The 14269-nt window shown below is 37.1% G+C and carries 11 protein-coding genes and 1 pseudogene; 3 read left to right on the forward strand and 9 right to left on the reverse strand.

Annotated elements, in window-relative coordinates; translation table 11 throughout:
- Positions 1-60 precede the first annotated feature (60 nt).
- Positions 61-804: a class A sortase gene (locus STRINF_RS06120; protein ID WP_223903573.1), complete on the reverse strand. Its 744-nt coding sequence runs from the start codon at positions 802-804 to the stop codon at positions 61-63.
- A 1-nt stretch (position 805) separates the two neighbouring features.
- On the reverse strand, positions 806-3259 hold the full coding sequence (gene gyrA / locus STRINF_RS06125) for a DNA gyrase subunit A (RefSeq protein WP_006532189.1): 2454 nt from the start codon (positions 3257-3259) through the stop codon (positions 806-808).
- 350 nt (positions 3260-3609) lie between these two features.
- Here gyrA and STRINF_RS06130 point away from each other — a divergent pair, with 350 nt between their 5' ends.
- Positions 3610-4599, forward strand: a complete 990-nt coding sequence (locus STRINF_RS06130; RefSeq protein WP_006532190.1) for an L-lactate dehydrogenase — start codon at positions 3610-3612, stop codon at positions 4597-4599.
- A 50-nt stretch (positions 4600-4649) separates the two neighbouring features.
- Here the strand turns inward: STRINF_RS06130 and nox are convergent, their stop codons facing one another.
- The 7 genes and pseudogenes from nox to STRINF_RS06165 all read right to left on the reverse strand — a co-directional run bounded on the left by nox (position 4650) and on the right by STRINF_RS06165 (position 12836).
- Complete coding sequence (gene nox, locus STRINF_RS06135; protein ID WP_006532191.1) at positions 4650-6017, reverse strand: H2O-forming NADH oxidase; 1368 nt, start codon at positions 6015-6017, stop codon at positions 4650-4652.
- A 111-nt stretch (positions 6018-6128) separates the two neighbouring features.
- Entirely contained in the window at positions 6129-7085 is a 957-nt protein-coding gene (locus STRINF_RS10335) for an ABC transporter permease (RefSeq protein WP_014334780.1), read from the reverse strand.
- Positions 7086-8138, reverse strand: a pseudogene (locus tag STRINF_RS10340) (ABC transporter permease); the annotation flags it as partial.
- Positions 8131-9675 carry an ABC transporter ATP-binding protein gene (locus STRINF_RS06150; RefSeq protein WP_006532193.1) on the reverse strand — a complete coding sequence of 515 codons (1545 nt, stop codon included), beginning with the start codon at positions 9673-9675 and terminating at the stop codon, positions 8131-8133. The gene STRINF_RS06150 and the pseudogene STRINF_RS10340, both read right to left, overlap by 8 nt.
- Positions 9676-9822: 147 nt before the next feature.
- Positions 9823-10887 (reverse strand): BMP family lipoprotein, encoded by a 1065-nt coding sequence (locus tag STRINF_RS06155; protein WP_006532194.1) that lies wholly within the window; start codon positions 10885-10887, stop codon positions 9823-9825.
- 188 nt (positions 10888-11075) lie between these two features.
- Positions 11076-11741, reverse strand: a complete 666-nt coding sequence (gene deoC / locus STRINF_RS06160) for a deoxyribose-phosphate aldolase (protein WP_043878375.1) — start codon at positions 11739-11741, stop codon at positions 11076-11078.
- A gap of 501 nt (positions 11742-12242) precedes the next feature.
- Positions 12243-12836 carry a class I SAM-dependent methyltransferase gene (locus STRINF_RS06165; protein WP_006532196.1) on the reverse strand — a complete coding sequence of 198 codons (594 nt, stop codon included), beginning with the start codon at positions 12834-12836 and terminating at the stop codon, positions 12243-12245.
- A 131-nt stretch (positions 12837-12967) separates the two neighbouring features.
- On the opposite strand from STRINF_RS06165, the gene coaA reads away from it, so the two are divergent.
- Together coaA and rpsT are read left to right on the forward strand one after the other, a co-directional pair.
- Positions 12968-13888 (forward strand): type I pantothenate kinase, encoded by a 921-nt coding sequence (gene coaA, locus STRINF_RS06170; protein ID WP_006532197.1) that lies wholly within the window; start codon positions 12968-12970, stop codon positions 13886-13888.
- Positions 13889-13963: 75 nt separating this feature from the next.
- Positions 13964-14215, forward strand: coding sequence for a 30S ribosomal protein S20 (gene rpsT, locus STRINF_RS06175; RefSeq protein ID WP_004231769.1), 252 nt, complete (start codon positions 13964-13966; stop codon positions 14213-14215).
- Positions 14216-14269 lie beyond the last annotated feature (54 nt).

The raw sequence follows: 14269 nt of genomic DNA on the forward strand, positions 1-14269 counted from the left end.
CTCCTTGTTAATGTATGTTTAGAAAAAGCCGAGAATAAAACTTACTCTCAACTTTTTTCTTTAAAAGGTCATTTGATTGTAAGAGTAATCAAAGGCTTTGTGAATGTCATTTGATGCTTGATCATAGGCAATAGATGATTCTAAACTACCTCTAACAACAATTCGTTCAGTTGCTTGCTGATCTGTACAAGTTACTAGAGTGACCAAAGCTTGATCAGGAACATCATTTAAAACATCTGAACGGTCAGGTGTCACTAAAAATTTTTCAGTGATAACGTAGGTGTAAATTGTTGATTTATCGGTAAGGTAAATCTTCATTCCAGCCTTAGCATTCTCTAAAGGTGAAAACAACATCTTAGATGAACCAGAAATACCAAAAACGTGATGGCTAGCAAGGGCGTAATTATTCTGTCCACCCATTACTTGATCTTCTTTCATCGTTCCAGCTCCATAGGACAACTCAGTATTTCCCAAACCTTTAAAAATCGGGAGATTAATACCAAGATCTGGTATGGCAATACCGCCAATCACAGGAAGGTCAACATTAGCCGACTGAGTTTTTAACACTGATTCGACTGTTACAGGTTCAACTGCTGAGAAATCATAAGTCACTTTAGCATTTTGATTATCTTTAATCTTCTTTTTAGAGACTTTATTGATTTGATAATGATTTGACTGATGGCCAATCAAAAAATTACAAATGGATTTATTAAAAATCAAGGCAAGTCCTAAAAGCAATAGAACTAAACAAAGTGTAATCCTAAGGAAAGTCAAAAAACGATGTGTTTTCTTCTTTTTCATTATTCTAATCTTCTACTTCTTCAGTTTCTTGTTCTTCTTCTGGTTGAACAAGAGCTAGAGTCATGATTTTCGCATCTTGGTCAAGGCGCATGATTTTAACACCCAATGTTGCACGACCAGTTTGAGAAATGTCAGCGACGCTTGTACGAATCATGACACCTGTGTCTGTGATAACCATGATATCTTCATCGCCGTTAACTGTTACAAGTCCAGCCAATTGACCATTTTTCTCAGTGATATTAGCAGTCTTGATACCTTTACCACCACGACCTTTAGTTGGATATTCAGAAGCTAGTGTACGTTTACCATAACCTTTTTCAGTAATGACAAGAACTTCTTGGTCATCTGTAATACGTGAAGCACCGATAACTTCATCGCCTTCACGAAGGTTAACACCACGAACACCAGTTGCTGAACGGCTCATGCTACGAACATCAGATTCGTTAAAGCGAACGCTATAACCAGTCTTAGTTCCGATGATAATATCATCATTACCGTTTGTTCGGATAACGTTGATTAACTCGTCACCTTCTTTTAAGTTAAGGGCTTTAAGACCGTTTTGTCGGATATTGCTAAATTCAGACTCTTTGGTACGTTTTACAACACCTTGTCGTGTGACAAAGAACAAGTAATTTTCGTTATCATCACTGCCTTTTTCACTGATAATAGTTTGAACAGTTTCACCTTCATCAAGTTTTAGAAGGTTAACAATTGGCAATCCCTTAGCCGTACGACCATACTCAGGAATTTCATAACCTTTCAAGCGGTAAACACGTCCTTTATTGGTCATGAAATATATATGGTCATGGGTATTTGTAGAAACTAATTCACGAACAAAGTCATCGTCATTAACACCAGTTCCTTGAACACCTCGTCCACCACGACGTTGAGCACGGAATTCGTCTTGAGCAAGACGTTTGATGTATCCTTTATTTGAAAGAGTAATCAAGACATCTTCTTCTTCAATCAAATCTTCGTCTTCAAGTGAAAGAACTTCACCAACCATCAATTCAGTACGACGTGGATCAGCGTATTTACGTTTAATCTCATCCATTTCTTCTTTGATGATTGTGATAACACGTTCTGGTTTTGCCAAAATATCAGCCAAATCAGCAATCAATGTGAGAAGGTCATCGTATTCGGCTTGGATTTTTTCGCGTTCCAATCCTGTCAAACGACGAAGACGCATATCAAGGATAGCTTGACTTTGACGTTCAGATAAGTTGAATCGACTCATCAATTCGCCTTGAGCGATTACATCTGTTTCACTATTACGGATAATGCTAATAACTTCATCAAGGTGATCAAGTGCAATTAACAAACCTTCTAAGATGTGAGCACGTTTTTCAGCTTTGGCTTTATCGAACTCTGTACGACGAACAATAACTTCTTTTTGGTGTTCAATGTAATCAACAATGATTTGTTTCAAAGAAAGAATCTTCGGAACACCATTTTCAATAGCAAGCATGTTAAAGCTGAAGTTTGTTTGCAAGCTAGTAAGTTTGAATAAGTTATTTAGAATAACGTTTGCTGATGCGTCACGACGCACTTCAATGATAAATCGGATACCTTCACGGCTTGATTCATCACGAACGGCAGTAATTCCTTCGATACGTTTTTCTTGTGCTAAACGAACGATGTGTTCGTGAACTTTAGTCTTGTTAACTCCGTATGGGAATTCTGTGACAACAATACGTTCACGACCGCTCTTAGTTGTTTCGATTTCAGTACGTGAGCGAAGAACGATAGAACCTTTACCGGTTTCATAGGCTTTACGAATTCCAGATTTACCCATAACAAGAGCTCCTGTTGGGAAATCAGGACCAGGCAATACTTCCATCAACTCACGTGTTGTGACATCAGGATTATCCATAACCAGTTTAACGGCATCGATAGATTCCCCTAAGTTGTGTGGCGGAATATTAGTTGCCATACCTACGGCAATACCTGTCGCACCGTTAACGAGTAAGTTAGGAAAACGTGATGGCAAAACAAGTGGTTCACGTTCACTACCATCGTAGTTATCTTGGAAATCAACAGTATTCTTGTTAATATCACGAAGCATTTCAAGAGCGATTTTACTCATACGTGCTTCTGTATAACGTTGTGCGGCTGCGCCGTCTCCGTCCATAGAACCAAAGTTTCCGTGCCCGTCAACGAGCATGTGGCGGTAGCTCCACCATTGTGCCATACGCACCATTGCTTCATAAATTGATGAATCACCGTGTGGGTGGTATTTACCCATAACATCACCGGTGATACGTGCAGATTTCTTATGAGGTTTATCTGGCGTTACACCGAGCTCATTCATCCCGTACAAGATACGACGATGAACTGGTTTCAATCCATCGCGTACATCAGGAAGAGCACGAGCAACAATAACAGACATGGCGTAATCAATAAAGCTTGTCTTCATTTCTGAAGCTAAATTTACGTCAATTAAATTCTTATCCTGCATTAAGGAAAAACACTCCTTTTCTAGTGTAAAACTCAACTATATTATACCACAAAAGTACGGTAAAACCATATCTTGACCAATCCCCTTTTTACGTCTTATTAACTAAATGTAAGATTAGCTATCAAAGTTTTCCTAAGTATTTTCAAAATAATAATATGGCAAAAAATCAGTAAAATCATTGTGAAAAATTCACTAACTTTTAAGATAAAAATAGAGAGTTTTCGCCTAAAATTTTTGCTTTCTTCTTTTTTCAAATTTTTACAATAAGTTCGTGACATTTCTCACTTAACGTGTTAAAATATTATTCGTATAGGCGTCAGCCTAAAAAAATTAAGGAGATGTTTAGATAAATGACTGCAACTAAACAACACAAAAAAGTTATCCTTGTTGGTGACGGTGCCGTAGGTTCATCTTACGCATTCGCACTTGTAAACCAAGGAATCGCACAAGAACTTGGTATCATCGAAATCCCACAATTGTTCGACAAAGCTGTTGGGGATGCTGAAGACCTTAGCCACGCTCTTGCTTTCACTTCACCTAAAAAAATCTACGCTGCTAAATACGAAGACTGTGCAGATGCTGACCTTGTTGTTATCACTGCTGGTGCACCTCAAAAACCAGGTGAAACTCGTCTTGACCTTGTTGGTAAAAACCTTGCTATCAACAAATCAATCGTAACTGAAGTTGTTAAATCTGGTTTCAACGGAATTTTCTTAGTTGCTGCTAACCCAGTTGACGTTTTGACTTACTCTACATGGAAATTCTCTGGTTTCCCTAAAGAACGCGTTATCGGTTCAGGTACTTCACTTGACTCAGCTCGTTTCCGTCAAGCATTGGCTGAAAAACTTGATGTTGATGCACGTTCAGTTCACGCATACATCATGGGTGAACACGGTGACTCAGAATTTGCAGTTTGGTCACACGCTAACGTTGCCGGTGTAAACCTTGAAAACTACCTTAAAGACGTTCAAAACGTTAACGAAGCTGAATTGGTTGAACTTTTCGAAGGTGTTCGTGACGCTGCCTACTCAATCATCAACAAAAAAGGTGCTACATTCTACGGTATCGCTGCTGCGCTTGCTCGTATCACTAAAGCAATCCTTGATGACGAAAATGCAGTTCTTCCACTTTCTGTATTCCAAGAAGGTCAATACCCTGGCGTAACTGACTGCTACATCGGTCAACCAGCTATCGTTGGTGCTCACGGTATCGTTCGTCCAGTTAACATTCCTTTGAATGACGCTGAACAACAAAAAATGGAAGCTTCTGCTAAAGAATTGAAAGCTATCATCGACGAAGCTTTCTCTAAAGAAGAATTCGCTTCTGCTTGCAAAAACTAATTTCTAGTTTTTAAATAAAAAGCTATCCTTACGGATAGCTTTTTTGTGTCTTATTCTGCATTTAAAGCAGCCATTGTAATGTAGTTGTACGGCTTATTGAAGTGAGGTAAGAAGAACAAATCTGTGAGAGCTAATTTATCAATCGTTACACCTTCTTGAATAGCTAGTGAGAAAAGATGAATACCTAATGAAATATCTGCCATAGCCAGCATCTGGGCACCCAATACACGTCTACTTTCTTTGTCATAAACAATCTTTAAAGTGACTTCGAAGTTATTCTTCTCGATGAAATCTGGTTTTTGTTTGTCACTGTATTCTACTTCTTCTGCGTCAAAGCCTTTGATTTTTGCTTTTTCAAGCGTTAAACCAGTTGATAGCATATTTAAGCCATAAATGGAAATACCATTTGATCCTTGCACTCCAATTCCTTCAAGATTATGACCACATGCATTATGAGCGGCAACAATACCAGTTCTTACTGCATTTGAAGCAAGGGCGATATAGTCCGTTTCGCAAGAAGCATTGTTATAAATGGTTGCACAATCACCAATTGCATAAACGCCAGGGAGACTTGTTTCTTGTTTTTTATCAACGAGAAAAGCACCGTTTTTGAAAAGTTCAACTTTTCCAGCAGCAAGGCTTGTATTTGGTCTAAAACCAACAGCAAGGATAACCATATCAACATTATAACTTGCTTTATCCGTGATGATTTTCTCAACTTTTGTTTTGCCAACAACTTCTTTTACTGTTTCTCCGAAAGCTAACTTGATGCCGTGAGCTTGAAGATTATTTGCCATAATAGCACTTAAATCTTCATCATAATAACCTGCAAGACACGTATCTGCAACATCAATCAGAGTTACTTCCTTTCCTTTACGCTGAAAAGCTTCTGCCAGTTCAACCCCGATATAACCAGCACCTACTACGGCAACACGTGAAATCTCTTTTTCCTTAAGCTTTTCAATGACATCTTGAGCGTTTTGATAGAGTTTTACAAACTGAATGTTTTCCAACTTAGCTTCAAATTCTTGGCTATCTTCTTTTAGCTCAACTCCCTTAATCGGTGGAATAATCGGTCTTGAACCTGTCGCAAAAATTAATTTATCGTAACTTTCTAGGTGAGGCTTCCCATCAACCAGAGCTGTTACTAATTTCTTGTCGTAGTCAACTGACTCTACCGGAGAATTCATGTAAATTCTTGCTCCCAACTGCTCAAGTTCTTCTTTATTTGAATAAAAAAGCCCTTCTGGTCCTGAAATTTGCTGACCAATCCATAAAGCCATACCACATCCTAAAAATGAAATATTTGAATTTTGATCAAATACCACCACTTCGTTTTCAGAACCATAGTTAGTTAACATCGTTTTTATGCAAGCTGTACCAGCGTGATTTGCTCCAATTACAACAATTTTACTCATATAGAAGTAACCTCGATTATCTTATTTATTAAGATAACTATATCACATATTAGAAGCGCTTACAATTATTTAGCTTAAAAAATAAATTGGCATAATACCAACTTATTTATTTTATTTCGATTTAATGTAGTTAACACCATCTGCTTTTGGTGCAACAGCTTTACCGAAGAAGGCTGCTAAAACAACGATTGTCAATACATATGGCGCAACTTTAAGGTAAACTGATGGAATGCTTGAGAAGAATGGTAATTGTGCTCCAATAATCGCAAGAGATTGTGATAAACCGAAGAATAGACTTGAAAGCATTGCTCCGACTGGATTCCAACGACCAAAAATCATAGCAGCAAGGGCGATGAAACCTGGACCTGCAATTGTTGTAACCGCAAAGTTGTTTGAAATCGTTTGTGCATAAACAGCACCACCAATTCCTCCAAGGAAACCTGAAATCATAACACCTGCATAACGCATAAGGTAAACGTTAATACCAAGTGTATCAGCTGCTTGTGGGTGTTCACCTACTGAACGAAGACGAAGGCCAAAGCGTGTCTTGAAGATGATGTACCATGAAATAAATGATACCAAGATAGCTACGTATGCTACCAAAGATGTATTGTTAAAGAAGATTTTTCCGATAAATGGAATATCTTTTAAAATAGGAAATGAAAAACGACCGAATGTTTGAGTAATTGTATCTGTTTGACCTTTACCAAACAAGTGACGGCATTGGAAAACCGCAAACGATGGTGCAATCAAGTTCAATACTGTACCAGATACAACGTGGTCGGCACGTAAGTTAATAGTTGCTACTGCGTGGATAAGTGAGTACAAAAGACCAACTAAACCAGCAACAATTGAAGCAACCCAAGGTGTCGCATGTCCGAAAACATCAGCATAACTGAGGTTGAAAAGAACACCTGAGAAAGCACCCATAACCATGATTCCCTCAAGACCGACGTTAACAATACCTCCACGTTCAGAGAATGTTCCACCGATACTTGTAAAAATCAAAGGTGCAGAATAAATTAGCATGGAAGAAACTAATAGGGCTAACGTTGTTGAAAAACTCATCTTACTTTCCTCCTTCTTCTTTTTAGTTTTAATAAATTGACGAATCAAGTAATCAGCTCCGACAAAGAAAATGATAAAGGCTGACACAACATCGATAACTTCTGATGGGATACCAATCATACCTGTTTTACCGATTGAAAGAACGGCATATAAGAATGATGCAAATGGAATACCAAGAGCTGTATTAACAGCAAGTAGAGATACGGCCATTCCGTCCCATCCAATACTTAATGAGCTTGTTTGAGAGTAGACATTTCCGAATGTTCCAAGACCTTCAACAGTACCACCAAGGCCAGCAAGAGCACCTGAGATAATCATTGAAACTACAATCAAATGTTTAGCTGACATACCAGCGTATTCAGCAGCATGTGGGTTAATCCCTACAGAAGTAATTTCATAACCCAATGTTGTTTTACGCATTAAGAACCATACGATAAAGACAGCAAATAAGGCGATGAAAATACCGATGTTAATACGTGAATTATCTGTTAGAGCAGATAGCCATTCTGTTTGATATGATGCATTTTCAGAAACTTTGATAGTTGCTTCTGTTGTACGCATGATTTTATCTGGGAATACATCTTGGATAAGATATTGGGTTCCGTACAAGATGATGTAGTTCATCATGATTGTAACGATAACCTCACTTGTACCAAGGAAAGCACGTAAAATACCAGGAATGGCACCAGCGATACCACCAGCAATAAGACCGACTAAGACAGTACAAATAACTGAAACTGGTTTTGGTAAATCAGGGAATGATAAAGCAAACCAAACTGACATTACCCAACCCATTAAGGCTTGGCCAGGAAGACCAACATTAAAGAAGCCAGCTTTTGAAGCAACTGAGAAACCAAGGGCAATTAGGATAAGTGGACCCATTGCACGGAAGATTTCACCAATATTTTTTACTGAACCAAATGCAGTGTAAAGCAAATCATTATATGCCCACAAAGGATTGTAGCCGAAGCAAAGCATAAGGATTGCTCCGAGCAACATTCCAAGGAATACTGCAATCAATGGAACAGCCCATTTTTGGGTTTTCTTAGACATTAACATTAGAATCCTCCTTTTCCACTTTTCCACCAGCCATCAAAATACCAAGTTCTTGTTTATTGGTTGTGGCAGCGTCTAAGATACCTTGAATTTTACCATCATGAATAACGGCAATACGGTCGGAAACATCAAGGATTTCATCTAATTCAAAACTAATAACTAAAACGGCTTTACCTTTATCACGTTCGGCAACCAAACGTTTACGAATGTATTCAATCGCACCGACATCAAGTCCACGTGTTGGTTGACTTACGATAAGCAAATCAGGATTGCGGTCGATTTCACGAGCGATAACCGCTTTTTGTTGGTTACCACCTGAAAGAGCTCCACCTGATACCAATTCACTTGCGGCACGAACGTCGAATTCAGCCATCAATTGACGAGCATGTTCGTTCAACTTATGATAGTTCATGAAACCATGTTTACTGAATGGCTCTTTGTAGTAAGTTTGAAGAGCGATGTTTTCAGCAATGGTCATATCAAGGACCATACCATCACGGTGACGATCTTCTGGCACATGTCCAACACCCAATTCAGTAATCTTACGCGGTCGTTGGTTTATCATGTCAACACCTTTGATGAAGAAATTACCTGATTCAACTTTACGCAAACCAGTCAATGCTTCAACCAATTCTGTTTGACCATTTCCATCGATACCAGCGATACCAACAATTTCTCCTGCACGAACATCAAGTGACAACTCTTTAACAGCTGGAACACCACGGTTTTCGTTAACAACCAAATCTTTGATTGAAAGAACAACGTCTTTTGGATTGGCTGGAATTTTATCTGTTTTAAATGAAACAGCACGACCAACCATCATTTCAGCCAATTCGTTACTTGTTGAATCAGCAACTGGAACTGTCTGAATTGATTTACCGTGACGGATAACTGTAACTCGGTCAGCAACAGCACGAATTTCATCAAGTTTGTGAGTGATTAAGATGATTGATTTGCCTTCTTTAACCAAATTACGCATAATATCAAGCAATTCAGTGATTTCAGAAGGTGTCAAAACAGCTGTCGGTTCATCAAAGATAATGATATCAGCTCCGCGGTAAAGTGTTTTTAAGATTTCAACACGTTGTTGCGCACCAACTGAAATATCAGAAATTTTGGCAGACGGATCAACCGCTAAACCGTATTTTTCAGATAATTCTTTGATTTCTTTACTTGCTTTTTTAAGGTCAAGAATTCCAGGACCTTTTGTCACTTCATTACCTAAGATAATGTTTTCAGCAACTGTAAAAGCTTCAACCAACATAAAGTGTTGGTGAACCATTCCGATACCCATCTTAGCTGATTTAGATGGTGAGTCAAGCGTTGCATCTTCACCTTTTACTAAGATTTGACCACTTGTTGGTTGCAAAAGACCAGCAAGCATATTCATCAAAGTTGATTTACCAGCACCATTTTCTCCAAGGAGAGCGTGGATTTCACCTTTTCTGACTTCTAAATTAATATGGTCATTTGCGACAAAATCACCAAATTTCTTGGTAATCTCACGCATTTCTATGACGTTTTCATGTGTCATGTGTGATCCCTTTCAGTCTAATAATAATTTTTAGGTCAGTTAAGCCCATTAAAACATGTTTTAATGAACTTAACTGAGATAAAAATAAGATTTATCTCAGTCCCTGAAAAAAGGCGACCAATTTGGTCGCTTTTTTCAAAAGAGCGATTATTTGTTTACGCCATCATCTACTTTTACTTCGCCTTTGATAACTTTTTCTTTTGCAGTTTCTACAGCAGATTTGATGTTATCTGGAAGGTTTTTAGTAACAAGATCAACACCACCGTCTTTAAGACCGTATGTTTTAGTTGTGTTACCTTCAAATTTATCACCTTTGAGTTGACGGTTAGCAATATCTTTAACAACTTGACCTACTTCTTTGATTGTTGAAGTCAAAACAAAGTTTGATTTCACTTTATCAGATGAAGTGTAGTTACCTTCTTCAGTTTGGTCACGGTCTACACCAACAACCCAAACTTTTTTGTCGCTATCAGCTGGTAATTTTTCGTTGATTTCTTTGGCTTGTGAGAAGACACCAGTACCAGAACCACCAGCAGCATGGTAAATAACATCAGCACCACTAGCATACATTGTTGCAGCGATTGTTTTACCTTTAGCTGAATCAGAGTATGAACCAGCATATTGGACGTCAACTTTGATTGAGCTATCTACTGAAGCAACACCTTCTTTGAATCCAGTTTCAAAGCGAGTGATTGTATCAGATTCGACACCTCCTACAAAACCAACGTGTTTTGTTTTAGATTGCATTGCAGCCGCAATACCCGCAAGGTAAGCACCTTCGTTATCTGCAAACAATACACTTTCAACGTTTTTGTGGTCTGCAACGACATCATCGATAATAACATAGTTTGTATCTTTGTTTTGAGGTGCAGCTTCATCAACAGCGTCGTGAAGGTTGTAACCAATTGCAAAAACAAGGTTGTAACCATTTGAAACAGCTGAGTCTAGGTTTGTTGCATAGTCTGACTCACTATCAGATTGGAAGTAAGTGTAGTCAGTATCTTTTTTCAATTTGTTTTCTTTACCCCAAGCTTGCATACCTTCCCAAGCAGATTGGTTGAATGATTTATCATCAACACCACCTGTATCAGTAACAATCGCAGCTTTTACGCTTGATTTTGAGCTAGAGCTAGATGAATTTGAACGACTACATGCGCCGAGCGCTAATGTTGCTACTGCAGCAAGTCCAAGACCAACAATTTTCTTGTTCATGAAAAATGAACCCTCCTAAAAAACTTATAAGCAACGTTTGTTGCTAAAATCTATCAAGCCAATTGGCTTGATGAACACTCTGAAAATAGACTTAGGCTAAGTCTACGAAACTGTGGCATCGTTACCACCTGACCGTCATCGCGACCGTCCAAATAGAAAATAAGTTATCTTTTTAAAGTAAGTACTGATTAATAGCTACCTTCTGCAGCTGTTTCACCGTTCACGATTGCAACACCAGATGATGCTCCAATACGTGTTGCACCAGCTTTAACAAACGCTTCAGCGTCAGCATATGAACGTGCACCACCAGCAGCTTTTACACCAATGTTAGGACCGACCGTTTTTCGCATAAGAGCAACATCATGTACATTTGCTCCTGCAGTTGAGAAACCAGTAGATGTTTTAACGTAATCAGCTCCAGCGGCTACTGACAATTGACATGCTTTTTCTTTTTCTTCATCAGTTAAAAGACATGTTTCAATGATAACTTTTACTAATTTATCTCCGCTTGCTTCAACAACAGCACGAATATCATTTTCAACAAAATCATACTCTTTTGCTTTCAAGCGACCGATATTAATTACCATATCAATCTCATCAGCACCATTTTCGATAGCATCTTTTGTTTCAAATGCTTTCACACGACTTGTGTTAGCTCCTAGAGGGAATCCGATAACAGTACATACTTTTACATCAGAATCTTTTAAGGCTTCTGAAGCATGAGAAACCCAAGTTGGGTTAACACAGACACTAGCAAAGTTGTATTCTTTAGCTTCAGCAATAAGATTATCAATTTGATCTTGAGTGCTTTCAGGTTTCAATAAAGTGTGATCAATGTATTTGTTAATTGACATTAATATAATTTCCATTCCTTCCTGAAAATGTTATTTTCATTTCATTAATAATTACACTCTATCTATTCTACCATTTTTTTGATAGAATGTAAGTCTTTTTTGCTATTTTTTTAATAAAGAGTAAAAATGGCAAAAACCGAAAATTCATTAAAACGCTTATTTTGTTTCACTTCTATATAAAAACCTTATTATAGCAACCTTTTTGCACTGAATATGATATATGTGTCATATGTAATATTCGGTATTTCTGAACCTTTTCCTATCATTTTACTATAAACAACAAGATTTTGCGACCGTAAAATTAGTGACTTTCGGTTTTGTAATCGCTTTATATTAGTGTATTTTATGATTTTTATGTGAATAATTATACTTTAAAAAGTGACTACGATGTCATAATTATTCTATGACATTTGTCACAAAGCTTGTCATTAAAGGAATTCAACAAAAAAATCCTTATCGAACTAGAAATAATAACTAATTCAATAAAGATTTTTTATTCACTTATTTTGTTTTTTCACTACGTAAAATATAATAGCCTTTATCACGTTTTAAAATCTCAACATTTCCAAAAACTTCTTCCATTTTGGCTTTTGCACTTGGTGCACCTTGTTTTTTCTGAATAACAATTGTCAAATTGCCACCAACTTTTAAATAGTTAATACTTTCAGAAATAATTGTATGGACAACTTGTTTTCCTGCACGAATTGGCGGATTACTGATGATATAATCAAATGTTCCATTGACTTTCTCATAGATATCTGATTGGAAAATATCAGCTTCGACACCATTTTTTTGTGCATTTTGTTTCGCTAAATCAATTGCACGATTATTGATATCAACCATAGTTGGTTTAACACCTTGAACTTTTGCTAGTGAAATTCCTAAAGGACCATACCCACAACCAAGATCTAACAGTATCTTTCCTTTTTCGAAATCTAGGGTATTTAAAAGGACTTGACTCCCATAATCTACCATTTTTTTAGAAAAAACGCCTGAATCAGTTAAAAAAGTAAACGATTGCCCAAGCAAGGTAACTTTTAATTCTTGAATGTCGTGAGCACTATCAGGGTTTTCTGCATAATACATTTTAGTCATTCTTCTATCACTTTCTTTTATAATGCACTTCTATTTTATCATACTCTTCTATCATATCAAGCATTGTAACTGTTTTCAACTAAAGCTTAAAATGCTATAATAAAGTAGATAACCTCTTTAAGGAGTTTCGTATGACTAACGAATTTATTAATTTTGATCTTATTTCTCGCGAGACTTGGCAGGAATTGCATCGAAAAACTCAGCCGCTTCTCACAGCTGAGGAGCTTGAATCGATTAAAAGTTTAAATGATAACATCAGCATCCAGGATGTTGTTGAAGTTTATCTTCCTTTAATCAGTTTGATTCAAATTTACAAAAACGCTCAAGAAAACCTTTCGTTTTCAAAAAGCATCTTTTTAAAAAAAGATGCGAGTAAACGACCTTTTATTATCGGAATCTCTGGTTCTGTAGCTGTTGGGAAATCAACGACCAGTCGTCTTCTACAACTTCTACTATCTCGAACATTTAAAGATAGCAAAGTTGAAATGGTAACGACTGATGGATTTATTTATCCCAATAAGGTCTTGATAGAGCAAAATATCTTAGACCGTAAAGGATTTCCTGAAAGTTATAATATGGAACTTCTTTTAAACTTTCTTGACACGGTCAAAAATGGAATGACAGCTCGCATTCCTGTTTACTCACACGAAGTTTACGATATAGTTCCTGATCAAGAACAAGTTATCGAAGCACCTGATTTCTTAATCGTCGAAGGTATCAACGTTTTTCAGAATCAAAAAAACAAACGTATCTATATGACTGGCTACTTTGATTTTTCTATCTATATTGATGCTGAAAATGATATAATTGAAAAATGGTACCTAGAACGTTTTGACAGCTTACTAGAACTTGCTAAGACAGACAAGACAAACTACTATAATAGATTTGTTAAAATGCCATACAAAGACGCGTTAGAGTTTGCCAAAATGGTTTGGAAAACTGTCAATCTTGTAAACCTAGAAAAATATATTGAACCCACTCGAAATAGGGCAGAATTAATTTTACACAAAACTGATAATCACAAAATCGATCACATTTACTTGAAAAAATAAGTAAATTTTCCTGAAACAGTGATTAAGACTTGCCAAAACGCAATAAATTCTATATAATAATATAGTTAGATTAATTTGGAGGTGAAAACATTGGCAAATATTAAATCAGCTATCAAACGCGCTGAACTTAACGTTAAACAAAACGAAAAAAATTCAGCACAAAAATCAGCTATGCGTTCTGCTATCAAAGCATTTGAAGCTAACCCATCTGAAGAGCTTTTCCGTGCTGCTTCTGCAAGCATCGATAAAGCTGAATCAAAAGGTTTGATTCACAAAAACAAAGCTAGCCGCGATAAAGCACGTCTTGCTGCTAAATTGGCTAAATAATATCCAATGAAAACTCCAAATGGAGTTTTTCTTTTTCTAATGAATACTCTTACA

The organism is Streptococcus infantarius subsp. infantarius ATCC BAA-102, assembly GCF_000154985.1.
Classification (GTDB): Bacteria; Bacillota; Bacilli; order Lactobacillales; family Streptococcaceae; genus Streptococcus; species Streptococcus infantarius.

What these genes read in the sequence shown, in the direction of transcription:
- STRINF_RS06150 (WP_006532193.1), bottom strand. Translation starts at nt 9,675, where the DNA reads ATGACACATGAAAACGTCATAGAAATGCGTGAGATTACCAAGAAATTT.
- coaA (WP_006532197.1), top strand. Translation starts at nt 12,968, where the DNA reads ATGACTAACGAATTTATTAATTTTGATCTTATTTCTCGCGAGACTTGG.
- deoC (WP_043878375.1), bottom strand. Translation starts at nt 11,741, where the DNA reads ATGTCAATTAACAAATACATTGATCACACTTTATTGAAACCTGAAAGC.
- STRINF_RS06130 (WP_006532190.1), top strand. Translation starts at nt 3,610, where the DNA reads ATGACTGCAACTAAACAACACAAAAAAGTTATCCTTGTTGGTGACGGT.
- nox (WP_006532191.1), bottom strand. Translation starts at nt 6,017, where the DNA reads ATGAGTAAAATTGTTGTAATTGGAGCAAATCACGCTGGTACAGCTTGC.
- gyrA (WP_006532189.1), bottom strand. Translation starts at nt 3,259, where the DNA reads ATGCAGGATAAGAATTTAATTGACGTAAATTTAGCTTCAGAAATGAAG.
- STRINF_RS06165 (WP_006532196.1), bottom strand. Translation starts at nt 12,836, where the DNA reads ATGACTAAAATGTATTATGCAGAAAACCCTGATAGTGCTCACGACATT.
- STRINF_RS06155 (WP_006532194.1), bottom strand. Translation starts at nt 10,887, where the DNA reads ATGAACAAGAAAATTGTTGGTCTTGGACTTGCTGCAGTAGCAACATTA.
- STRINF_RS10335 (WP_014334780.1), bottom strand. Translation starts at nt 7,085, where the DNA reads ATGAGTTTTTCAACAACGTTAGCCCTATTAGTTTCTTCCATGCTAATT.